18 protein-coding genes and 1 tRNA gene are annotated in these 24,147 nt (G+C 61.9%); 3 read left to right on the plus strand and 16 right to left on the minus strand.

The genetic code is table 11. The features are described from left to right. Positions 1-8: 8 nt before the first annotated feature. From ACFWXH_RS21495 to ACFWXH_RS21525, 7 genes are all read right to left on the minus strand, one after another. Positions 9-995, minus strand: a complete 987-nt coding sequence (locus tag ACFWXH_RS21495) for an NAD-dependent epimerase/dehydratase family protein (protein ID WP_379123395.1) — start codon at positions 993-995, stop codon at positions 9-11. Between the two features lie 27 nt (positions 996-1,022). Continuing rightward, complete coding sequence (locus ACFWXH_RS21500) at positions 1,023-1,403, minus strand: OsmC family protein (protein ID WP_379123396.1); 381 nt, start codon at positions 1,401-1,403, stop codon at positions 1,023-1,025. Between the two features lie 127 nt (positions 1,404-1,530). After that, on the minus strand, positions 1,531-2,586 hold the full coding sequence (locus ACFWXH_RS21505; protein WP_379123397.1) for an adenosine deaminase: 1,056 nt from the start codon (positions 2,584-2,586) through the stop codon (positions 1,531-1,533). 148 nt (positions 2,587-2,734) lie between these two features. Next, a complete protein-coding gene (locus ACFWXH_RS21510) occupies positions 2,735-3,277 on the minus strand; it encodes a helix-turn-helix domain-containing protein (RefSeq protein WP_379123398.1) in 543 nt (180 codons plus the stop codon). Between the two features lie 559 nt (positions 3,278-3,836). Beyond that, positions 3,837-4,094, minus strand: coding sequence for a hypothetical protein (locus ACFWXH_RS21515; protein WP_379123399.1), 258 nt, complete (start codon positions 4,092-4,094; stop codon positions 3,837-3,839). Positions 4,095-4,366: 272 nt separating this feature from the next. Continuing rightward, a tRNA-His gene (locus ACFWXH_RS21520) sits at positions 4,367-4,443 on the minus strand. A 544-nt stretch (positions 4,444-4,987) separates the two neighbouring features. After that, the gene (locus ACFWXH_RS21525; RefSeq protein WP_379123400.1) at positions 4,988-5,440 is read right to left on the minus strand and encodes a phasin; all 453 of its coding nucleotides are present in this window, start codon (positions 5,438-5,440) and stop codon (positions 4,988-4,990) included. A gap of 267 nt (positions 5,441-5,707) precedes the next feature. Between ACFWXH_RS21525 and ACFWXH_RS21530 the strand changes: the two genes are divergently transcribed. Then, entirely contained in the window at positions 5,708-9,640 is a 3,933-nt protein-coding gene (locus tag ACFWXH_RS21530) for a PAS domain S-box protein (RefSeq protein ID WP_379123401.1), read from the plus strand. Positions 9,641-9,989: 349 nt separating this feature from the next. On the opposite strand, the gene ACFWXH_RS21535 is transcribed toward ACFWXH_RS21530, so the two are convergent. Next, a complete protein-coding gene (locus ACFWXH_RS21535; protein WP_379123402.1) occupies positions 9,990-11,948 on the minus strand; it encodes an acetoacetate--CoA ligase in 1,959 nt (652 codons plus the stop codon). 171 nt (positions 11,949-12,119) lie between these two features. Here ACFWXH_RS21535 and ACFWXH_RS21540 point away from each other — a divergent pair, with 171 nt between their 5' ends. Further along, positions 12,120-14,099 (plus strand): AsmA-like C-terminal region-containing protein, encoded by a 1,980-nt coding sequence (locus ACFWXH_RS21540; RefSeq protein ID WP_379123403.1) that lies wholly within the window; start codon positions 12,120-12,122, stop codon positions 14,097-14,099. A 31-nt stretch (positions 14,100-14,130) separates the two neighbouring features. Here ACFWXH_RS21540 and ACFWXH_RS21545 read toward each other — a convergent pair whose 3' ends face one another. From ACFWXH_RS21545 to ACFWXH_RS21570, 6 genes are all read right to left on the minus strand, one after another. Next, on the minus strand, positions 14,131-14,949 hold the full coding sequence (locus tag ACFWXH_RS21545) for an ABC transporter permease (RefSeq protein ID WP_054310179.1): 819 nt from the start codon (positions 14,947-14,949) through the stop codon (positions 14,131-14,133). A 1-nt stretch (position 14,950) separates the two neighbouring features. After that, positions 14,951-15,922, minus strand: coding sequence for an ABC transporter permease subunit (locus ACFWXH_RS21550; RefSeq protein ID WP_379123404.1), 972 nt, complete (start codon positions 15,920-15,922; stop codon positions 14,951-14,953). A 10-nt stretch (positions 15,923-15,932) separates the two neighbouring features. Next, positions 15,933-17,072: an ABC transporter ATP-binding protein gene (locus tag ACFWXH_RS21555; RefSeq protein ID WP_379123405.1), complete on the minus strand. Its 1,140-nt coding sequence runs from the start codon at positions 17,070-17,072 to the stop codon at positions 15,933-15,935. A 189-nt stretch (positions 17,073-17,261) separates the two neighbouring features. After that, entirely contained in the window at positions 17,262-18,362 is a 1,101-nt protein-coding gene (locus ACFWXH_RS21560; protein WP_054310181.1) for a polyamine ABC transporter substrate-binding protein, read from the minus strand. A gap of 372 nt (positions 18,363-18,734) precedes the next feature. Next, the gene (locus ACFWXH_RS21565; RefSeq protein ID WP_379123406.1) at positions 18,735-19,661 is read right to left on the minus strand and encodes a DMT family transporter; all 927 of its coding nucleotides are present in this window, start codon (positions 19,659-19,661) and stop codon (positions 18,735-18,737) included. A 152-nt stretch (positions 19,662-19,813) separates the two neighbouring features. Then, entirely contained in the window at positions 19,814-20,191 is a 378-nt protein-coding gene (locus ACFWXH_RS21570; protein WP_379123407.1) for a nuclear transport factor 2 family protein, read from the minus strand. 75 nt (positions 20,192-20,266) lie between these two features. Between ACFWXH_RS21570 and ACFWXH_RS21575 the strand changes: the two genes are divergently transcribed. Next, positions 20,267-20,839 carry a TetR/AcrR family transcriptional regulator gene (locus ACFWXH_RS21575; RefSeq protein ID WP_379123408.1) on the plus strand — a complete coding sequence of 191 codons (573 nt, stop codon included), beginning with the start codon at positions 20,267-20,269 and terminating at the stop codon, positions 20,837-20,839. Between the two features lie 42 nt (positions 20,840-20,881). Here ACFWXH_RS21575 and ACFWXH_RS21580 read toward each other — a convergent pair whose 3' ends face one another. Continuing rightward, the gene (locus ACFWXH_RS21580) at positions 20,882-22,309 is read right to left on the minus strand and encodes a hypothetical protein (protein ID WP_379123409.1); all 1,428 of its coding nucleotides are present in this window, start codon (positions 22,307-22,309) and stop codon (positions 20,882-20,884) included. Positions 22,310-22,467: 158 nt separating this feature from the next. Then, positions 22,468-23,910, minus strand: a complete 1,443-nt coding sequence (locus ACFWXH_RS21585; protein WP_379123410.1) for a short-chain fatty acyl-CoA regulator family protein — start codon at positions 23,908-23,910, stop codon at positions 22,468-22,470. Between the last annotated feature and the right edge of the window lie 237 nt (positions 23,911-24,147).

Genomic DNA, 24,147 nt, shown 5'->3' on the forward strand with positions numbered 1-24,147 from the left:
GTGTGGCGTCATTGGGCAACCGGGTAAGGCCCGTCTTCAAAAACCGTGTCGTGATATCCTTTGCTGCCGACATCCCGCGCCAGCGGGCTGCGAAAATCCTTTCCAGCACGAAGGCAGTCGAGCACGTGGCGAAAATCGTATTTTGGTCGCCAGCCCAGTTCGGACCTTGCCCGTTCGTTGACGTAGACGCGGTCGATATGTGGGAACAGGGACCAACTGCGCTTTCCAAACAGCGCTTCACAATCGGGAAAAAGCTGCTGGACCACCTCCGGCGCGTTTTTACGTAGCGCGGCTAGATGATCCCGGGTGAACGGCGTGGTCGCAGAAACAATATAGCGCCCAAAACCGATGCTCCGCGCTCTTTCCAAGGCCAGCAGATGCGCGCTGACGACGTCTTCGAGATCGACGCGGCGATTGAGCAGTTCGTTTGCCTGGGCATTGGCCGCTCCATAATTGTCGCGGATCGCGGGATCGTCATCCACTTCCGGAAAGAAACGTGACGTTCTCAAGATGATGACAGGCAGTCCATGCTTGCGCGCGAAGAGCTCACACAGGGCTTCAGCGCCGAGTTTGGTGGCGCCGTAGATGTTCTTGGTGACCGGAACGACATCCTCGGTCACCCAGGCGGCTGGCTCTCCGTTGGCCGGCGTCAGAGCCGAGCCGAAGGCGCTCGTCGTGCTGGTGAAGATGAAGGAGCCGACGCCCTCTGCGACCGCTTCATCGAGCAAGGCAAGAGTACCGGCAAGGTTCGTATCGAGAAACGCCTGGTAGTTGTGGGTCGCGACATGCGGCTTGTGCAACGTCGCCGCGTGAAGGACCGCATGCACGCCGTGGATCACCTCCCTGATGAACGCACGATCGCCAATAGACCCAACGTGATCGGTGAACGCCGACGGCTTGATGTCCACGCCACGCACCGGACGTCCCGCGGAACGCAGGCTTCGCATCAGCGCTTCGCCCAGATGCCCGGCGCTGCCGGTCACGAGTATCGTCATTGCTGCCTGACCCTAGAGCGTTGCCGATCACGCACCGGCTTCCTCAAAGACAAGTTGCCGTCCAAGCGTTTTGCGAACCGGGCAAAGCCGCGCCGCCGCGAAGAGGGTCTTGCGGTCGACTTCGGTAATCTCATCGCCCAGGTCAATCTTCGACCGAAAAGTAGCGCTGCCGGGGTCTTTCCTGTCGAGTTCGATCTGAATACGGATACGCTTCAGCGGAATGCCGCGTTCTTTCGCCACCAGTCTCAAGGTGATTGCCGTGCAACTCGCCAGTGCAGCTTCCAGGAGTTCGTGCGGTCGAAATCCTTGACCCATCCCCTTTGGCTCGGTGGTGTCTGCGTCAAAAGAATAGACGTCGTTCGAAATACGTGTCTGCGTCGATGCCTCGACATTAACCGCGGTTATCATTCTGGCTCTTCCTCGTTCACTTCGATCTTTCGCAGGCGTCCTTTGGCGACAGGCAGGACATGCTCGAGCCTAAGCTGCGCCAGTTGCAGGCCAATTGGTCTGAACGGATCGACCCAGACAACCTCCTCTATCTCGGCGGCTGGCTGGATGGGCACGCAGAGACCGTTGCAGCACCGGGCGATCTCAGGTCCCTGATGATGTCCTGGCACCTTCCACGCCTTTCCTCATCCATGAACGCGGCCCGGAGGCTGTTGTCTGCCAGCACCAATTGCTCCTCCGGGGTCAGGCCGAGGGCCGCGGCCGTGCGGATGAAATTCTCATTCACATGCCCGCCGAAATAAGCCGGATCATCGGAATTGACGGTGACGCAGAGCCCAGCATGCAGAAGTCGCCGTAGATTGTGCTGTTCGAGGCTGGGAAACACTTTCAGCGCAACATTCGAGAGCGGGCATACCGTCAGCGGGATTCCGCTATCAGCGAGGCGCCGCATCAAGACGGGATCGGCTTCACACTGGACGCCATGATCGATGCGGTCGACGCCCAACCTGTCGACAGCTTCGCCCACATAGTCAGACGGCCCTTCCTCGCCGGCATGTGCCGTCGTCCTCCAGCCAAGTGTACGGGCCGACGCGAAAACTTCCGCGAACGGTCCGGGTGGATAGCCCTTTTCCGGTCCACCCATCCCAAGCGCCAATATCTCGTCTCGCCAGGGACGCGCAGCCTCGATGGCGGCGAAGGCCTCGTCGAGGGGCTTGTGGCGCCGGACACAGAGGATCATGCCACCAGTGATGTCGAGCTGCGACCGGGCGTCCGCATAGGCGCCGCTGATGCCTTCCATGACCGCCTCGAACGGCACTCCGCGCTCGGTATGGTCGGCAGGGGTGATGTAGACTTCGGCATGTACGACATTGTCCTCCCTGACACGGGAGAGATATGCGAGCGTCAATTCGTAGAAATCGCGCTCGGTGCGCAGGACGGTCAGGCCAGCCCAGTAGATTTCCAGAAATGACTGGAGATCGGAGAAGCGATACGCAGCCAGGATGTCGGCCATGGACCGGTAAGGTATCGCAACATCGTTGCGGCGGGCGAAATCGAGGAGCATGTCCGGCTCCAGAGTTCCCTCCACATGCACGTGTAGCTCAGCTTTTGGAACGGCCTTGATGTCAAACTGCTGAGAATTCATCGATAACACTCTTTCGTCAGGCACGTTTAGCCTCAGCGTTTTCACGCTCCCCCGGGCAAGGTAGGCTTCAACTAACAGCCCCCGACGAAAAACGACGACGCATAAAATATGCGAAAGATGACGGGGCAAGGCGACCGCCACGCGGACGCTAAGCGATGGTGGTAGCAAGACGTGCGGGAGTACCGTCAGCAAGCATGATGCGTTCCCAGAGCACCCGCCCCGGCAGGATGGTTAGGTCCTCATCACTGTTTGGGCCCGTATCGACCTCAAGAGAACCGACCCGCCCATCATGCCATCCAAGATCGTCGAGAGCAGTGTCTGCCGCCAGAATTTCCGGCGAGGCATAGACAAGCAATGACTTGCCCAGGAACGTGGGTAGGTCGGCTCGCCATTCGGCCTGTCTTGGCCGGGACGCGGCAAGCAGGCGATGCGTCTGGTCGCAAACCAGGTGAACCTTTTGTGCGGAGGATTCCACAAGACGCTTCAGCCAGGCATCTTGTGCTGAACCGAATGGAGCCATGAGCAACTGACATGCCACAACCCACTGTGCTTCGGAGAAGTCGAGAATTCCGCGTTCCCAGCGTGACACGGTCGCCTGATCCACGTCCATCAGTTCAGCGAGGTGGCTTTGCTTCATCTGGCGAAGCAGTCGCATTCTCCGCAGCCTGCGACCTTGATCATTCGGTAGCATCTCTCAATTCATCCACTTTTCCCGCGGGAAGCTCTTTCTCTACAATGGCGTCGACAATGACGGCGGGGCCATAATTGTTTTCGTATGGTCGCCGACCGAATGGCAGCGGCGGTGATCCACCTGATTTGGTGGCACGGCGCTCATGCGCATCCGCTCCGCAAGAACCGAGCCCACCGCTTCTTTATCAGTGATAAATAATATCGCAAGACCAATCTGGCCAGCGCGGATTGGGTTGAGCCCCCTAACCTCGCCCGTTGAGAGATTGGCTTACATATGCCTGGCAAAAATCGTTGGCGGTTCGCACGACATGGCGACCGCAAAGCTCTCCTCCTTTGGGAGAGGATTGGCTGGGGATATGTCAGCCCGCGCGCCCTCAGAGCGCGCCAACACGACGGGCTGTTCAGGGCCTTGCCTGTGGCAGCGTCATTTGCCAGAGCGAAGTTGCAAGGCTTCTGGCTGGTGGCTGACCCGGGTGTTTCGTGGCCGCGATCATACCGAACTCGGCGCGGCCTGCCGGACGCGCAAAGGACGCTCTAAGTTTTGACTTGGGGAAGCGAGATCAAGCTGCCTTGTCTGCGGCCGGCTTGTCGGTGTCGGTCTCGGCCTCGACGGCTTCTTCGAGACGCGAAGCGATCAATTCCTGGATATCGCCGACCTCTTCCTGGAGGTCTTCCAGCGGGATGCCCGCTTCGGCGGCTTTGGCGGCGCACTGCTTGGCCAGGACTTCGGCATGCTTTTCGATCTTCACCGCTTCGGACGGAGCGCAGCATTCCTTGCCGATCCAGTCCTGCAGAAATTCGATCGCGTGTTCGCTCATAATTGAACTACCCGTTTCGGTTCTTCCCGGCTTGCCAGCGCTATCAGCGCGGCGGGCCGGTGTCCTTAGAGCGTTTCCGTTTTTCACGGAAACGCGGAAACGCTCTATCTTTTTTTTGCAATTCCGGACGCAAAACCGCTAGGCACTTTTGCTGGAATTGCTCTGTTTCAATTGAAACCGAGTCGCAAGCTCACGGCAACCTTACCGGCACCAAAGAACAAGACCTGATTTCAGTGATTGGTTTGCGGGGCATCCACCCGGCGAAAAAGAAGTGGTACCGTTGGCTGGGATCGAACCAGCGACCTCCGGATCCACAATCCGGCGCTCTAACCATCTGAGCTACAACGGCACTCATGCCCGTCGATGATCGCAACACCAGCTCCACTCGTGTCAGCCGCGCTCCGTCATCCGGCGAAGCGTCCATACGGGCAATCGGATCGTAATTCAAGGCTCTTGCGAAGGCAAAGGCCCGATCACCCACATCCGTATTCACCAGGACGCCCGAACCCCGACCTTACAAAGGGGCTGCCGGCACATTCCACTCGAACCCAAGCCTCTCCCGACACGCAATACCGATTTTCGGAAGAGGTCCCACCTCTCTTTTACTTAGTTCATGATCCTCTCCGAAAATCCGATTTTCGGGGTCATGCACTCAAGAAAAAGGCCGGCGGGAGGAGGAGCCGGCCTTTTTCCAATATGAAGCCGGTGGGAGGAGGAACCGGCTTTTCCCTGGAGCGGAGGGAGGAGGAACCACCCCAGGTATCTCTTGCCCGATAAAGCTAGGAAGCCGGTGTGATGCTTACAAGATCACCGGCGGGCCCTTGCCATTTTGCCGCACTTTCCGGCGTGCATCGTGCTTTCCGAAAATCGATCCCGATTTTCGGATCGATGCATCAGGCAGCCTTGGAGACGTCCTTGAAGGCCTTCTCGAAAGCGGTCTTGTACGGCTTGGAAACGTCTTCAGCGGCCTTGGAGGCAGCAGCCTGAAATTCCTTGGCCTGCTCGACGGCGGTCTCGACGCGCTTGCGCAGGAAGGAGGTCTGCAGCTCGACGACTTCCGACAGCGACTTGGCGCTGACGAGGGCTTCGAGGTGCGAGAAATTGGCTTCGGCATTGGCGCGCAGCGTGGCGATCGCCTTCAGCGACAGGTCGCTCGAAGTGGTCTTGGCGGTCTCGTAGCTGGTCTCGAAAGCCTTCTTGGCTTCCTCGGCGCCGGTCTTCAGCTTGGCGAAGGTTTCTTTCGACTGCTCGACGCCCTTCTCGGCGAAAGCGCGAACCTGATCAGCGGCCTGCGAAGCATCGAAGGTCGGGAATTCGGTGGTTTCAGCGGTCTTGGTCTTGGACATTTTCCATCCTCATTGTGGACGGGCACATTCGCCGTCTCTGGCGCCGTGCCGTCTCGTTCATTTCTGTTAACACCATAGCATTTCCTATTGTGCAGTGCAATATTTATGTTGCATCGCAACATTTCCAAAGAGAAACAATAGGATGCCGCGTTAACCAAAAGCCTCACTTTTCAAGTGGCCTGGCTTCTGGCTTGTGGACCTTGCGGCGGCACCCATTTATTAACGAAGCATTAACCGCGGCCATCTCCTGGAGGATCGCCAGAGCGCATGCCGTCCGAGAGCTATTCGTTCCTCGATGTTGCCGTCCTCGATGAGGTGCGGACGCGTTTCGCTGCCGGCGACGCGCTCCTCATCCTGTCGGCCGAGCTCGACCAGGTGCTATGGGCGAACGGCCCGGGCGCCGCCCTGCTTGGCCATGCCGATATCGAGGCTGCGATCGGCGCGCCGGCCAATCTGCCGCCGGTGGCGAAGCGGCAGATCTCGGCGACCGCCGGCTTCCCGGCCATTGGCCGCAACCGTGCCCTACTGGTACGGCTTTCCAGGGGCATGACAACGCAGGCGATCGGCTTCCAGGCCAGTGCGGTCACCATGCCGGATGGCGAGGCGGCGATCCTGCTTTCGGTGCCAGCCGCACAGAGTGGCTCACGCAGCACGGCCGAGATCGCCGAACGCGCCATCAGCGGCTTCACCGCCGATGGCCAGTTCCTCGCCTTCGTCGACGGCCACGGTAACATCGAAGCCGCATCGGAAGGATTTTCAGCGCTCGGCATCACCACCGAAACGCTTGGCTCGCTGGCAACCGAAACCAGCCATGAGCATGACCGCACGCTGAAGCGGCGCCTGCAGGCGGGAACGCGTACCCTGCCCGCCGGCATGGCCAGGCTGACGGACGATCCGACACGCCATCTCCTGGTGGTCATCGATGACGGGGAAGCTGGCCAGGTTGGGACGGCTCCTGCCGTTACGAACTCCGCCAGCACTCTATCGCCCTCGGCGGAGCAGCCTGCAGCCACTGCAGCGGAAGGCTGGCGTGCGGCCGATGACAGCGCTCCAATAAACGCGGCATCGAGCGACCAGCATCATGATGGCTGGTATTTCAGCGACACCGAGGAAGGCGGCGAGGATCGTACGCCATCCGAATCGGCCGAAACGACGCCGACCGCCAAGCCGGCCATCGACCGCGGCGCGGCCCCGGTGCGCTTCGTCTGGCGTACCGACGAGGCCGGCCGCTTCAGTGCGATTTCACCGGAATTCACCGCCGTTGTCGGGGAAGCGGCGGCCGACGTCATCGGCCGCCGTTTCAAGGACGTGGCAACAACCTTCGGCTTCGACCCCTCCGGCGAGATCGCCGGGTTGCTGGAGCGACGCGATACCTGGTCTGGCCGTTCGGTCGCGTGGCCGATCGCCGGCAGCAGCCTCAAAGTGCCGGTCGACCTCGCTGCCCTGCCCGTCTACGATCGCAACCGCAACTTCGAAGGGTTTCGCGGCTTCGGCGTCGCCCGGCTGGCGGACGCCACCGAAGATCACGAAAAGGTCGGCGAGGCGCTGACACCGGGCTGGACGCCGTCCGAAACGGCATCCGCTTCCGCCGCACCGACCAATCCGGTCGTGCCGGAAGCGAAGCAGCCTTCGTCGAACGAAGACGCGACCCAAGACCATCCGTTCCATGGCGAGGCGCCGGCATTGGCCATCGCTCCGACACCGGAGCGTCGTTTCACCGATAAGGTGATACGGCTGGCCGAACACCGGACGCCTGCCAACGACAAGGGGCTGTCGAACGTCGAGCGAACCGCCTTCCGCGAGATCGGCGAGCGCCTGAAGAAGGACAGTGCCGCGGAAACCGGCAAGGCCCCGCAAGCCAGGACTGTTCCCGGAAGCCCGGCTCCATCCGCGCCTGAGACGGATAGCCGCGCTACGGCGCCACAGACGGACAAGATCGAAACGACGGCGGCATCCGATCGTGACGGCGAAGCCGCGAAACCTGCCGACGCTGCTCGGCCCGAACACAAGATCGAAGCCGAGACCCCGCCTGCTGTTGCGTCCACTGGCGAGCGGCAGCCGCCGCTGGACGATGACAGGACAAACGCGGTGGAGCCGAAAGCCTCCATCGCGCAAGGCGAGATAGGTTTGGCGGATGAGACGGTTGTCGCCGAAGACGATAGCGCAGCGCTGACCGAAGCGCAGGAAGCCGAAGACATCGAAGACCTTGCCCGACTCGACGGCGCGGATGCCGAGCAGATTTCCGAAATCGAGGACGCCGTTGCGACGTCCGAGATATGGGCGGAATCCGAGTCACAGGTTGCTGTTTCTGGTGAATCTTCGGACCCAGGCGCTCAGCCTGCAGCCAAGCCGGCTGCGCCGCGCTCGCTGCTGGCCTTTGCTACCCCCGACGAAGACAAGGCGGACGGAGATAACAGACCAGCGCATGCGCTGGATGACGCCGGCGATGTCAGGGCGGCAGCCGCGAAGGCGGCACAAAAGCGCCGCGACGCGGCTCATGGAGAGACAAAAGAACCGGCTGAAGACGAAGCCGACCTGGCCCGCCTGGAAGACGATGGCGACCTGACGCACCCGCGCGACGAAACGGAAGTGCCCATTGCCGCAGAGGCCGTGCAGCCGGTTCCCGCGCCGCCGACGCTCTCGCCCGCCCACCGCGTCGCACCGCCGCTGCAGGCGGGCGGCTTCGTGCCCGCTGCCTTCTCCATCGGCGAAACGGTGCCCGACACCTCGCTTGTGGGCAGGCTGCCTGTGCCGCTGCTCATCCATTCCGGCGACAGGTTGCATTATGCCAATGCGGAATTCCTGACCCTGACCGGCTATGCCGACCTTGCCGCGCTCGAAGCAGCCGGCGGACTGGATGCACTGTTCGCCGATGCCTACGCCAGCGACGACGCGCCCGATCATTCAGACCACAAGCTGCGGCTCAAGAAAGCCGATGGCGAGGAAGTCCCGGTCGATGCGGTGCTGCGTTCCGTACCCTGGGGCAAAGGCAAGGCGCTGATGCTGGTGCTGAATGCCACCACGGAAAGCCAACCGGGACGGGTCGTGCCATTTCCGTCCGCCGAGCCCGACAATGCCGAACTCAAGGCACGCATCGCCGAAATGCGGACCATCATAGATACCGCCACCGACGGCGTCGTTCTGATCGACCGCGACGGCACCATCCGTTCGATCAGCCGGCCGGCAGAAGCCCTGTTCGGCTTCGACGGCGACGACGTCGCCGGCAAGCCGTTCGCCTCGCTGTTCGCCATCGAAAGCCAGAAGGCGGCGCGCGATTACCTCGCCGGGCTTTCCGACAACGGCGTGGCCAGCGTGCTCAACGACGGCCGCGAAGTGATCGGCCGTGAGGCCGAGGGCCGTTTCATTCCGCTGTTCATGACCATTGGCCGCCTGCCTGGCGACAGCGGCTATTGCGCGGTCGTGCGAGACATCACTCAGTGGAAGCGAGCCGAAGAAGAGCTCACCCAGGCGCGTGCCGTGGCCGAGCGGGCGTCCTCGCAGAAGACCGATTTCCTCGCCCGCATCAGCCACGAAATCCGCACGCCGCTCAACGCCATCATCGGCTTTTCCGAACTGATGGTGGACGAGAAATTCGGACCGATCGCCAACGAGCGCTATCGCGACTATCTGCGCGACATCAATCGCTCCGGCAACCATGTGCTCGACCTGGTCAACGACCTGCTCGACATTTCCAAGATCGAGGCCGGCCAGCAGGAGATGGACTATGAGGCGGTGTCGCTCAACGACACGCTCGCCGAAGCCGTCGCGCTGATGCAGCCGCAAGCCAATCGTGAACGGGTGATCATCCGCTCATCCTTCGCCTCGCGCCTGCCGGAGGTGGTGGCCGACCTGCGCTCGATCCGCCAGATCGCGCTCAACGTCCTGTCCAACGCCGTGCGCTATACGCAGGCCGGCGGCCAGGTGATCGTCTCCACAGCCTATGAAACCTCTGGTGATGTTGTGATGCGGGTGCGCGATACCGGCGTCGGAATGACCCAGGTCGAAATCGAGCATGCGCTGAAGCCATTCAAGCAGGTCAATGCGTTGAAGCGCGGGCGCAATGACGGCACCGGCCTCGGCCTGCCGTTGACCAAGGCGATGGTGGAAGCCAACCGCGCCAGGTTCACCATCAACTCGACACCGGGTGAAGGCACGCTTGTGGAAGTTGCTTTCCCGTCGACACGCGTGCTGGCTGACTGACCGCAAATAGAACAAGAAAAAGGCGCCCGACGGGCGCCTGAAAAGAATGTCACAACGGGCTTGAGCGATACTGTTCCCGCCTCCAGCAATTCCAGGAAAAGTGTAACGGTTTTCCGTCCGGAATTGCGTAGAAACAAAGAATTAGAGCGTTTCCGCGTTTCCGTAAAAACGGAAATGCTCTAATGGGAATGGGATTTCTCCCTCAAGTTACCCGCGACTATCAGGGCCGGGTCGTAAACAAATCCTTACCCGGTCCCGGAAAAATTTACGAAAGTGTACCATTCCTGAAAACGCGGTAAATTTGGGCGCTACGCTTTATTTACCTTGTTCTCAGCCACAACCTGCTGGCTCAGCTCCGCAATTCCGGTCGATCCCTGAACAGGTCGAGCGCCTCGGGATTGGCGAGCGCTTCCTTGTTCTTGACGGCGCGGCCATGGACGACATCGCGCACGGCAAGCTCGGTGATCTTGCCTGACTTGGTGCGTGGAATGTCGGTGACGGCAACGATCTTGGCCGGCACATGGCGCGGGCTGGCACCGATGCGGATCTTCGCCTTGATCTTCTTTTCCAGCTCTTCGTCGAGGGTGACATCCGGAGCCAGCCGCACGAACAGCACCACGCGCACGTCGTCGTCGAAATCCTGGCCGATGCAGATCGCCTCAAGGATTTCGGGCATCTGCTCGACCTGGTTGTAGATCTCGGCCGTGCCGATGCGCACCCCGCCAGGGTTCAGTGTAGCATCCGAGCGGCCGTGGATGATCATGCCTCCATGCGCCGTCCATTCGGCAAAGTCGCCATGGCACCAGATATTGTCGAAACGCTCGAAATAGGCGCCGTGGTATTTCTTGCCATCAGGGTCGTTCCAGAAACCGATCGGCATGGCCGGGAATGCCTTGGCGCAGACCAGCTCACCCTTTTCCTGCCGCACCGGCTGGCCATCGTCGTTCCAGACATCGACGGCCAGGCCAAGTCCCGGCCCCTGGATCTCACCCTCCCAAACCGGTTCGGTCGGCACACCCAATACGAAGCAGGAGACGATGTCGGTGCCGCCGGAGATCGAAGCGAGGTGGATATCCTGTTTGATACCTTCGTAGACGAAGCGGAAGCCTTCCGGAGACAGCGGCGAACCAGTGGAGGAAATGGTGCGCACGGTGGAAAGATCATGCGTGGTGATTGGCTTCAGCTCCGCCTTGCGCACGGAATCAATGAACTTCGCCGAGGTGCCGAAATAGGTCATCTTCTCGGCATCGGCGAAGTCGAACAGCACATTGCCCGAAGGGTGGAAGGGCGAGCCGTCATAGAGCAGCAGCGTGGCGCCGCAGGACAGGCCCGAAACCAGCCAGTTCCACATCATCCAGCCGCAGGTGGTGAAATAGAAGAAGCGATCGCCATCGATTAGGCCGGCATGCAGGCGCAGTTCCTTGACGTGCTGGATCAGCGTGCCGCCCGCCGAATGCACGATGCATTTCGGGATGCCGGTCGTGCCGGAGGAGAACAGGATATAGAGCGGGTGCGCGAAAGGCAGCCGCTCGAAGGTGACGGCCTTGGCCGCGAAAGGCTGCAGTGCCGTCTCCAGCGCCTCCGCCCCCTCGATGATGGCGGCGACATCTTCCGCAGTACCGAGATAATCGACCACCAGCACCTTGCGCAGGCTCTTCAGTTTCGAAGTGACCGCAACCACCTTGTCCGCGACCTCGATGGCCTTGCCGGCATACCAGTAACCGTCCGGAACGATGAACACGACCGGTTCGATCTGGCCAAAACGGTCGAGCACACCCTGTTCGCCAAAATCGGGTGAGCAGGACGACCACACAGCGCCGATTGAGGTGGCGGCAAGCATGGCGGCAACCGTTTCGGGCATGTTCGGCATCATCGCGGCGATGCGGTCGCCCTGCTTGACGCCGAGCTTCACGAACAGTTGCTGTAGCTGTGAGACCCTGGCGTGCAGTTCATCCCATGACAGGCGCCGCTCGACCTTGTCCTCGCCGCGAAAAACGAGCGCATTGGAGGAACCTGTCTTTTTCAGCAGGTTTTCCGCAAAATTCAGCCGGGCATCGGGAAAGAACCTGGCACCCGGCATTCTGTCGCCATCGGCCAGCACCGTCTCGCCCCTGTCGCCGACGACATCGCAGAATTCCCATACCAGACCCCAGAACGCCTCGCGGTCGGCAACCGACCAGCTGTGCAGATCGCGATAACTGGCGAATTCCAGCCCGCTCACCCGCTCCGCCGCGCGCGTGAATTCCGTCAACGGCGCCGAGGCGATCCGTGCCTCCGACGGGGTCCAAAGGGGTGTATCTGCGACCATGAATGTTCCTCCCGTGGCGTCACCCGTTAAGCATACTGCATTGCAACAACGCAAGATCAGCGTATTGCGACAGCATGTGTGCTATCGCCATCGCATGGTCACAAAGACTTGAAATGCAGCCGCCAGGGTTTACACCCCTCAATGCGGTTGAACTAAAACGCTAAGGACCAGATGCCATCACCCCTGATCTGGCGTGCCATTTGGGCGGTTTCGATTGCGGTCATCGTCGCCGTCGTGGCGTTCGTGGCCGTACCCTATTTTGCGTCCAACCGCATCGTGCGCGACCGCATCGCCTGGGAAATGAGCGCCTGGAGCGGCTTTCGCGTCACCATCGAGGGCACGCCCGAAATCTCGATCTGGCCGCAGTTCCGCGCGACGCTGTCGGGCGTCACGCTGTCGAAATGGAGCGACGACAAGGCCCCGCCGGTCATGCAGGCCGAAAGGGTCGATATCGATCTTTCGGCCATGGCCGCGCTGCGTGGCGATGTCGTGTTCTCCGGCGTGCAGCTGATCAAGCCGATCTTCCGAATCCAGCCGGCCGAGCACGGGTTGCTGTTGCCCCCGGCGCCGTCCGGTGGACGCGTTGCCCGCGCCATCGACGCAGCCAGGGAAACCGTCAAAGCCAATCCTGACAAGCCCAATGCCGTCAGGCTGCCAACCGAAGGCTTCGGCAGCATCGAATTCCGTGACGGCCGTGTCATAGCCAGCATCGACGGTGCCGAGGAAGACGTGGTGACCGGCCTGTCCGGCATGGTCGACTGGGAGGCACTCAACACCTCCGGTTCAGTTTCGGCCAGCGGCACCTGGCGCGGCGAGAACGTGTCCGTCGAGGCCAATTCGCCGCAACCGATGCTGCTGCTCGCCGGAGGTGCCGCGCCCTTCACCGTGTCGCTGAAGGCGCCGCCGGCCAACTTCTCGTTCGAAGGCAACGGCAATTTTTCGGCAAAGTCGTTCTTCGACGGCCAGGCAAAATTCTCGGCTCCGTCGCTGCGTCGGGCGCTGTGGTGGCTGCGAGCCGGCATTGCCCCAGGCGCCACCACCGGGCCCGTCTCGGTAACCAGCAAGGTCACGGGCAACACCGACCGGGTGAAATTCGACAATGCCGAGATCAATGTCGACAAGAACCCGGGAACCGGCGCGCTTGACCTCTCCTTCTCCGAGGGGTTGCCGGTTATCTCCGGCACACTGGCCTTCGACACGGTGAACCTTGCCGCCTTCCTGGCTGCCTTCACCACCAATGCAGCCACACCTGGCGATCTTGATGCGATCGACACATCCTTCGCCGACCGGTTCAATCTCGACCTCAGGCTATCGGCGGCGCACGCAACGGCCGGGCCGATCCAGCTTGCCGATGTTGCCGCCACGGCACAGGTGAAAACTGGCCTTGCGGTGTTCGATATTTCCGATGCCGCCGCCTTTGGCGGCAACATCCAGGCCGGCGTGCGCTTCGACCTGCGCCCGGAAGGCACGCAGGTGGAGATGAAGCTGCTGGCATCCGACGTCAACGGCGCCGACTTCGCGTCCGCAGCCGGCATGACGCGGCTGATGCCGACGGGAACCGGCACCGTATCGCTGATCCTGAAAGGTCCCGGCAAATCGTGGAACTCGATCCTGCAGAATGCCGACGGCTCCGCTTCCGCCACCTTCGGTCCAGGCAATCTGACGTCGCTGAACCTGCCGGCCTTCCTGAAACGCACGGATGAGGGCGGGTTCTTCGCACTCGACGAAGTATCAGACGGCACCTTGCCGATCGACGGCGCCGAGCTCAAGGCCAACATTGCCAAGGGCGTGGCCCGCATCGACCGCGCGGAGGCAAAGTCGGGCCAGACCAAGATCTGGCTGTCGGGCATCGTGCCCTATGCGGGACGCGGCCTGGCGCTTTCGGGCGGTATTGTCCAGCCAAAGCCGGCGGCCCAGCCGGCACCGGCGCCCCAGCCGACACCAACTGACCAGCCGGACCAGGCCCAACCGGGCACCGCGCCCGACGGTCAGACAGAGACCGGCCAGACCACGGCTGCTACGCCGCCTCCCGCCACGCCGCCAGCGCCAGCCACACCGGGCAAGGATGGCAACGAGGCGACCTTCTTCGTCGGCGGAACCTGGACCACGCCATTCGTATCACCGATCGCGCGGCGCAAGGCTGGCGAATAGAAGAGGCAGCCGAGGCCGCTTTTCGTTTGCGCTACCCGCGCAACGCCGCCTGTTCGTCGCGCAGGCGCTGCACTTCACGGCGCTTGTTGACGACCGAAGCGATGATGACGCCGGTGGCCACGATCGCGATCAGGATCGTGCAGGCGGCGTTGATCTCCGGCGTCACGCCGAGGCGGACCTGGCTATAGATCTTCATCGGCAGGGTGGTCGCCCCCGGCCCCGAGGTGAAGGACGAGGTCACCAGGTCGTCCAGCGACAGGGTGAAGGCGAGCATCCAGCCCGATACGATGGCAGGCAGAATGACCGGCAGCGTCACCTGGAAGAAGGTAGCCACCGGCGACGCACCGAGATCCATCGCCGCTTCTTCGAGCGACCGGTCGAAAGTGACGAGGCGCGACTGCACCACGACCGCGACGAAGCACATGGTGAAGGAGATGTGCGCCAGCGTCAGCGTGAAGAAACCGCGGTCGAGGCCGACCGCGACGAACAGGAGCAGCAGCGACAGGCCGGTGATGACTTCCGGCATGACGAGCGGCGCAAACACCATGCCCGAAAACAGCACACGGCCGCGGAAGCGCGTGTAGCGGGTCAGCGCAAGCGCTGCCAGCGTACCCAGCACAGTCGCCACGGTTGCCGAAATCAGCCCAACGCGGATAGTCACCCAGGCCGCGTCGATCAGCGCCTGGTTCTGGAACAGCGACACGTACCATTTGGTCGAGAAGCCGCCCCAGACGGTGACGAGCTTCGATTCGTTGAAGGAGAAGATCACCAGAAGCACGATGGGCAGGTAGAGGAACGCGAAGCCCAGCGTGACCGAAGTGATGTTGAAACGGCTCCAGGTCGTGTTCATGTCAGCGCCCCTGCTCCTGTGCGCGCGCTTGGGCGTGCTGGAAGATGACGATTGGAACGATCAGCACCAGCAGCAGCAGCACCGCCACCGCCGACGACACCGGCCAGTCACGATTGGCGTTGAACTCGTTCCAGAGCGTTCGGCCGATCATCAGTGTCTGCGAACCGCCGAGCAGATCCGGAATGACGAATTCGCCGACAGCCGGGATGAAAACCAGCAGGCAGCCGGCCAGAACGCCGGGCAGCGACATCGGGAAGGTGATCTTCCAGAAGGCGGTGATGGGCGGACAGCCAAGGTCCTGGGCCGCCTCCACCAGCGAATAGTCCATCTTTTCCAGCGCGGAATAGAGCGGCAGCACCATGAATGGCAGATAGGAATAGACGATGCCGATGAAGATCGCAGTATAGGTGTTGAGGATGATCAGCGGCTCGCTGATGATGCCGGTGCTCATCAAAAGCTGGTTGAGCAGGCCCTCCGGCTTCAGGATGCCGATCCAGGCATAGACGCGGATCAGGAACGACGTCCAGAACGGCAGGATGACCAGCATCAGCAGGGTCGGCCGGAGCGTGGCCGGCGCCCGCGACATGCCATAGGCGATCGGATAGCCGACAAGCAGGGTAAGGAGGGTCGATATGCCTGCGACAATGACGCTGGTGATATAGGCGTTGAGATAAAGTGGATCCTCGGTGAGGAAGAGGTAGTTGTCGAAGTTCAGTTCTCTGAGCTGGCCGACGATGCCCGAGATGCCGCCGCTGAAATCGAGCGCCGGCGTATAGGGCGGCATCGCGATCGCAGTCTGCGACAGCGAGATCTTGAAGACGATGAAGAAGGGAACGAGGAAGAAGACCAGCAGGAAGGCGTAGGGAATGATGATGACCAGCTTGCCCGTGAAACTGGTCGCCTGCTGGGGCGCTGCCTGCGCTTGAGCGGTACCGTTCGCGGTCGTGGTGGCAGAAAGTGTAGCACCCGCCATGGTCGCCCCCTTACCGTGTCAGCACGACGCCGGCGTCGGGCCGGAAAGAAACCCAGGCGCGGTCGTTCCAGGTCAACGGGTCGTCCGAGATACGCGCGGCATTCATGCTCTGCGCACGCACGATCTGCCCATCGCTCAGCTTGACGTGATAGACGGTCATGTCGCCGAGATAGGCGATGTCGTAAATCTCGCCCTCCAGCGCGTTGGTCGAACCTTCCGGCTTGGCCGAGGAAATGCGGATCTTCTCGGGGCGAATGGCGAAGGAGACATCGGCGCCAGCGGTCGCATCGCCGGCATTCTCGACCAGGATCTGCGCGCCGGTCGAACCGGTAATTCTCGCGGTCCTCTCGGTACGCTCGGCAACCTTGCCTTCGAACATGTTCACATTGCCGACGAAGTTGGCGACGAAGCGCGAGGTCGGCGCCTCATAGACCTCGGCGGGAGTGGCCACCTGCATGACCTCCCCCTTGTCCATGATGGCGATCCGGTCGGCCATGGTCATGGCCTCTTCCTGGTCGTGGGTGACGACGACGAAAGTCAGGCCGAGTTGCTGCTGCAGATCCATCAATTCGAACTGGGTTTCCTCGCGCAGCTTCTTGTCGAGCGCGCCGAGCGGTTCGTCGAGCAGCAGCACCTTCGGGCGCTTGGCGACGGAACGGGCGAGCGCGACGCGCTGGCGCTGGCCGCCAGAAAGCTGGTGCGGCTTGCGTTTCGCGAAAGGCTCGAGCTTGACCAGCTTCAGCATCTCGGCGACGCGTTTTTCGACATCGGCCTTGGGCATGCCTTCCTGCTTCAGGCCGAAGGCGATGTTCTTTTCCACCGTCATATGCGGGAACAGCGCATAGGACTGGAACATCATATTGACCGGACGCCGGTAGGGCGGCGTTCCTGCAAGGTTCTCGCCATCCAGCAGGATGCGGCCTGAAGTCGGCTGTTCGAAGCCTGCCAGCATGCGCAACAGCGTGGACTTGCCGCAGCCCGACGCGCCGAGCAGCGCGAAGAACTCACGCTCGTAGATGGTCAGCGACAAATTGTTGACGGCGGTGAAATCACCGAACCGCTTGGTGACGTTTTCGAACTGGATATAGGGCTTCGCGTTCGGATCGTTCCACGGCGCAAAGTCTCTACGGATGCTGCCCAGCGATTTCATGTCCCACTCCCGTTCTCGTGTCCCCTGGCGTGACCCCGAAAATCGGCATCGATCTTCGGGAAGGAGGGACGGCATCCGCCGCCCGTCATGCGCCAACTCAAAGTGTCAGAGCGTCCTTTGCGCGTCCGAATGGACGGCGCGGCTCTAAGAGAACCCCGGCAGCCAGACTGCCGGGGTTCTCTGGAGTGCTTATTGTCCCGTGATGACCTTGGTCCAGATGCGCGTGATGGTGCGCTGGGTCTTGGGGTCGTATGGCTTGACGGTGAACAGCTTCTTCAGCGTCTCCTCGTCGGGATAGATCGTGGGATCGCCGGTGATCTCCTTGTTGATCAGCGGTTGCGAGGCCTTGTTGCCGTTGGCGTAGAAGACATAGTCAGACGACTTGGCGATCACCTCGGGCTTCATCATGTAGTTGATGAACTCGAGCGCTTCGGCCGGATGCTTGGCGTCGGCCGGGATGGCCATCTGGTCGAACCACATCTCGGCGCCTTCCTTCGGGATCGTATAGGCGATCTCGACGCCGGCCTTGGCTTCCTCGGCGCGATTGCGAGCCTGGAACAGGTCGCCGGAGAAGCCGACGGCCAGGCAAATGTCGCCGTTGGCGAGCGCGTTGATGTATTCAGACGAATGGAACTTGCGGACGGACGGACGGATGCTCAGCATCAGCTCTTCCGCCTTGGCGAGGTCCTCGGCCTTGTTCGAGCTCGGATCGATCTTCAGATAGTTGAGCGCGGTCGGCAGGATGTCGGTTGGCGAATCCAGCATCATCACGCCGCATCCCTTGAGCTTCTCGAGGTTCTCCGGCTTGAACACCGTATCCCAGCTGTCGATCGTGTCGACGCCGAGCGCTTCCTTGATCTTCTTGGTGTTGTAGCCGATGCCGGTGGTGCCCCACATGTAGTTGACCGAATATTCGTTGCCCGGATCGAAGGCAGCCACGCGTTCCTGAACGACGTCCCACATGTTCTTCAGGTTCGGCAGCTTCGACTTGTCGAGCTTCTGGTAGACGCCGGCCGCGATCTGGCGGACCAGGAACGGCGTGGCGGTCGGCACGACAACGTCATAGCCTGAGCCGCCGGCCAGCAGCTTGGTTTCCAGGATCTCGTTGGAATCGTAGACATCGTAGACGACCTTGATGCCGGTTTCCTTGGTGAAGTCGGCGATGATCGACTGGTCGATGTAGTCCGACCAGTTGTAGACGTTGACGACACGTTCCTGTGCCTGGGTCCCCGCCGCGGGCAACGTCAACAGGACGGCCGTAGCCGCCAGCCAGATCGCTTTGCGGATCATTTTCTTCACACTCCCTTTGTCAGTGTTCCCGTACCGACAGATGGCATCACGGCCATCGTCCGGCATGTATTGCTAAACGGTGTCCCGGCAACGCACGACGACAACGGCCTGCCCAAGCGACGGGGCCGGGAACGCGTGCGATGGAAAGAAGAGGCGCTGCAGCGCGCAGGCTGCCTGGAGATATTACCGCCCGTTGCTGCCTGACTGGCAGGTCGTGGCGGTGAGGCTCGGTCCTGGTTTGGCCGGCTGTGTCACGTGGCAAGATGCGCCTGTCTTGTTGTTGCCGTATTCCCAGCCTGCCCGTCGCGCAGCAGGCTTGTCAATGGGCAAAGATGTTCCAATCGCTCCTGACAATCAAATCTCATTTGCATGTCAGGTAGGCGACGGAATTCCGGTGGTGCCGGGTCGCGCCGGCCGCGACTGACGCCGCAGTTCCAGGCCGATATGGACGAGCAGCGCGGCAACGACCACGACACCGCCAATCATGGTGCGGGCCGAAGGCACCTCGTCGTGCACAAGCCAGACCCAGATCGGTCCGAGGATCGGCTCGAACGTGCCAAGCAGCGCCGCCACGGCGGCCGGAACCAGTCTGGCGCCGGTAGCGAAGAAGGCCAGGCCCACGCCGAGATTGATGACGCCGAAGGCGAAAAGAAAGCCCATGTCGCGTGGCGAAACCGCGAACTGCGTGACCTGCGATGCAGCGAAAAGGGCCGCAAGGATCGTGCCGAGGCACGTGGCCGGCGTCATGCGCACCTGGGCGAAGCGGCGGGTTATCACGGTGGCGACCGAAAACATGAAAGCGATGAGCAGCGCCAGCCCGTCACCGATCGGCGACACCGCGCCGCCCAGCGATTCCGAAACCATGATGGCGACGCCGATGATCACACCCGCGATCGCCGCCCAGGTGGCAGCCGAGACTTTTTCGCGGAACAGCAGCCAGCTCAGCAACGCCGCCAGCAGCGGCACGCCGGCCTGCATGAGCAGGATGTTGGCGACCTTGGTGTAGGCGAGCGCAACGACGAAACAGGTCGAAGCGGTGGCGAAACAGACGGCCACCGCAAGGCCCGGCAGGCCCATGTCGCGGAACAGTTTCAGGGTTCCGCGCGGACCGTCGCGCCACGCCATGAAGGCAATCAGGAAGGCCGCCGCCCAGATCGAGCGCCAGAACACCACCGCCCAGCTGTCATCGACAGCAATGAAACGCGCAATCGTGCCGCCGAGGCTCCACATCAGGGCGGACAGGAACACCAGCAGATAGCCGATGCGCTCCTCGCGCGATGCCGATGGTAGAGCGGACACGGTAGCGTTCATGGCCCACTATTGCCCTTCTTAAGGCGATGCATCGTGCGGGAGACGACAGAATTTGCCGATTTCCAGGCGGCCGAGCGTGGAAGAAACGACGCGGGCATTCAAGGGCCGAACCGCCCGCATCGCTTGAGCCAATCCAGGGTTCACTCCGGCAGCGGGGCAGCCTGACCAGGCGACTTGGCGTATCCGAGCGCCTCCACGATCAGGCCGTCCCTGACGCGCATCAGGTTGACGCCGCGTACCGAGCCACCATCGCCGAAATTGAAGCGCCAACGGATGACGGCGTTGTCCCCCATTGCCGTGATATCCTCGAGTTCGAAATAGGAAACACGATCGGTGGCGATGGCGTGCCAAAAGGCAAGGCAGGCTTCGCGCCCTTCATAGCGGGTGCCGTTGGGCGCAGGCTGGATCGATTCCATGACGCAGTCCTCGGCAATCAGGTCGTCGAGAATCGCGGGCTGATGTTCCTGGAATGCCTGGTTGAACCGCTGCATGATTTCAAATGTGTCATTCGATTGCATGTCTTCCTCCCTACGTGAACAGACAGGTCTGTCTATCAATTGAAATATACAGACCTGTCTGTTAGCGTCAATCCCATGCAAAAGGCTCCTGACACCAACGACAGTTCCCCTGCCCGCCGCCGCCTGCTGGATACAGCGACCCGGCTTTTCTATGCTGAAGGCATCCATGCCGTCGGCATCGACCGCATCATCGCCGAGGCAGGCGTGGCCAAGGCGACATTCTACAAGCACTTCCCCTCGAAGGACGATCTCGTCGTCGCCCATATCGAAGAGCAGGACCGGCTTGGCCGCGCCTATGTCGCGGCACTACCGGCCAGTCCACCGCGCGAGATGATCGCTGCGATCCTGGGACGCATCGGCGACGCGGCGACCGATGCCGACTATCGGGGCTGTGTGTTTCTCAATGCGGCGGCGGAATATCCGGACCCGGCCAGCCCGGTGCGGCGTGCCATCGATGCACGCCGTGTGTGGTATCGCGACAGCCTGCAGAAACTCTGTGCCGCCAGCGGCGATCCATCTCCCGCGATGACGGCCGGCCTGCTTGTCGCGCTGTCGGACGGCCTGCTGGAGGGGGCCTATCTGGACGATCCGGCCAGGATCCCTTCGCTGATCGAAGAAGCCCTCGCCAAACTCCTGCCCAAAGCCTGACCCGGCCGCCGCCGATCTTCCGCCGAAGGGCAAAGAGGGCCACTACTTCGCCTGCTTCAATGCCTCCAACAGCACCGCGTCCTTGCCGGCGGCATAACTGGCGAATGTTTGCGTGACAGGGACCGCAGGCGCCAGGGATCCGGACGGCGTGCCGTAGACATAGTTGAGGAAAAAACACGTGGTGAGCTGCGCCAGGCTGCAGCCATCTTCCCAGTCGTGGTAGGCGGTGGTGTAGCGGACCGCCAGCCTGGAATTCGGCAAGATGACGTTGCCGCCCTCGCCCCAGAACCTGGACCTGTCGCCCATCGGCTCCCCCATCAGGATACCACGCGAGCCGGCATGATACTTCAACATCGCCGCGGTGCTGAGTGCCGCGGAAAAGGTGTTCCCGCTGGTGAGGATCAGCACCTTCCCGTCCTGCGGCAGGAGCCCAGGCAATTGCTTCGAGAAATCGGCACTTAGCGTGTAGTCGCCCCCCGGATCGAAACGCAGATCGACAACCGCATTTTTGATCTGGCGCGTCTTGGCCTCGGCCAGCACGTCGGCGAGATAGCCGTGCAGGGATTTGCCGTCCTGATCGCGCACCCGGTTGATCTGTATGTAGAGGGTGCTGCCATCGGCCAGATAGTCATGCCAGAAAAACTGATCGGGCCGCGTCAGCGCCGGTGGCACCTGACTGCCCTGCAGCACATGGGTCCAGGAACCGCTGTCATCCGGCATGGGAACGGGGCTCAGATAGCGCTTCGGCCAGAATGTCCTGGTCAGCTGCTCCGGCGTGCCAGGCTCAGCGGCGAGTGTATGTGACGCCTGCGTTCCGTCGCGCAGGCGCAGGACCAACGCAGCGGAGTCCGCCTTTTCGACAAGGCCGGCGGCATGAAGCAGTTCTGGCGAGGCAAGCAGGTTCGGCGAAAGCTCGCGCGCCAGATTGGCAGGCCCGCCGACATAGGCGCCCAGTCCTTCCACCAGTTGCTCTGCCGAATGGCCGTCGAGCGTCATGACCTGTGCCCCCAGGAGATCACGCTGGTCCGGACGCGCCGACACCACGAACAACCCGTCGGCAAACCATCCGAAACGCAGCGGCAAGGCGTTGAAGCCGTGACCACCGACCAGCGCCATCACGCTGGTGTGGCCATTGTCGGCCAGAGCCACGGCGCGGGCAGCGCCCATCGCAAAGCCGGCGCGGTCGAGGTCGGACGCGCGGCCGGAAAGCTCGCCTATCGCAGCGTTGAACGCCGAACGCGTCTTATCGGTGAAGCTGCGTTCGACTTCAGGCAAGCGACGCAGCAGCGCGAGATCCTGCTGGTTCTTTTCGGCCTGGGACGCAGCCGGCGAGAACGTCACCGCCGGGTAAGACTTGAAGGTCGGATAGAGAATGAAGGCGGCAGGAGCGACCACGAGGATCAGGACCACGGCAAGGAAAATAGCGACGCGCTTCAACCAGCGCCGCACGGGACGATCGGTACCAGCCATCGGTTCCCTCACCGGTTACACAACGTCGAGCGGCAAGATGATGACAGAGCCCAGAGGCGTCAATGTCAGTGACGGCTAAAATGCCACCTCTGCTGAAGCGATCCTGACGACAACTGCCATTGCCGGCGAGGCTCTGCTCTGCAACCGCCGCCGGATCTTTACTGGAAATCGAAGGCGCTCAGTCCCGTCACCATTTCGTCGAGCCCCAACGGGCGGGTGACCGGCGGCTCGGCACGCGACAGGCAGCCGGAGCGCTCGCACAGGCGGCATGCCGGCCCAACCGGCGTCGCCTTCACGGCGCCCGCCTTGCCGCCCAGGGCCAATGCCGGAAGCGCCGCGCCATAGACGATCTCGTCACGGAAGGCGATGTCGCAGCCGAGCAGGATAGCGGTGCGGCGCGGTCGCTCCGAAAAAGCGCCCTGCGGTCCTTCCAGTGTGCGCGCGACAGTGAGGAACTCGGCGCCGTCCGGCATTTCAACCGCCTCGACAAAGATCTGACCAGGCTGGGTGAAGGCAGCATGCACGGCCAGTTTCGGACAGCCGCCGCCGAAGCGGCTGTGCGGAAAACCCTGCGCGCCGGCGCGGCGGAAACGGTTGCCGGCATTGTCGACCTCCAGCATGAAGAACGGCACGCCGGAAGCGCCCTGACGCTGCAGCATGGTTAGCCGGTTGGCCGCCTGCTCGAAAGAGACGCCGAAGCGCGAACGCAGCACATCGACATCGTAGCGGGCACGCTGGGCGGCGGAGAGAAAGGCCTGGTACGGCATCATCAGCGCATGCGCTACGTAGCGGCCAAGCTCGAAGCGGGCGAGCCGCCTGGCTTCGTCGGACGACAGTTTGAGCGCCGCGATCTCTGCCGCCACCGCCACCTGCATGCGGATGAGGCTCGCTTCCATCGCCACCTCGCGCAACTGATCGAAAGGCGACAGACGTTCCGACAGGAACAGGCGCTGCGAATGACGGTCATAACGGCGACGCCAATTGGGCATGGTCGCGACCGGAAGCACCTTGACGACGATGCCGTGTTCGCGCCGCAGCCATTCCTTCAAAGCGCCGAGCAGGTCATCGCCAGGACCAAGCAACGTCGTGAAGGCTTCGGCCTCCTCTTCGAGCATCGGGAAATGGTTTTGTCGGCGCTCGAACACCTCATGCACCTCGTCGATGGGCAGGCGTGCGCCGGAAAGCGCGGTGGTATGGCCTTCGCGGGCAAGCAGTTCCGTAAGATCCGACAGGCGTTCGGCCTGTTCGCGATAGGCGCGGAACAGCTTGATGACAGCCGCCGCCGCATTGGGCGCGGCCTCGGCGATCTCGACCAGTTCCTGGTCGCCCGGCAACTCGCCGGCCAGAAGCGGGTCGGTGAAGACTTCCCGCAATGCCGAGATCGAACCGCGCGCTTCGCCCTGCAGTTCGTCCGGCTCGACCTTGTAGACGGAAGCGAGCTTGAGGATGAGCTGAACTGTAAGCGGACGCTGGTTGCGTTCGATCAGGTTGAGATAGGAAGGCGAAATGCCCAGCCCCTCGGCCATGGCCGTCTGGGTCAGCCCCTTCTGGTTGCGGATGCGGCGGATGCGCGGCCCGGCGAAGATCTTCTGCTCAGCCATATCGTGTCAGCCATTTTACAAAACTTGACATCGAAATCATGCAATTCCGGCGTCTCTTGCCTTTACAGATTTTACAAATTTACAGCGCCGCATTGTCAAACACAACACAGATTTTCCCTTATTTTCTGGTCAAAATCGTGAATTCACTGGGTAGTTTTCGCACCGCAATGTAAATCAAGTCACAGGAAATCGCCACAAACCGAAGAATACGAGGCGGTTTCGCGAAACGCAATTTGA

The sequence above is a fragment of the Mesorhizobium sp. NPDC059054 genome (genome assembly GCF_042739215.1).
Classification (GTDB): domain Bacteria; phylum Pseudomonadota; class Alphaproteobacteria; order Rhizobiales; family Rhizobiaceae; genus Mesorhizobium.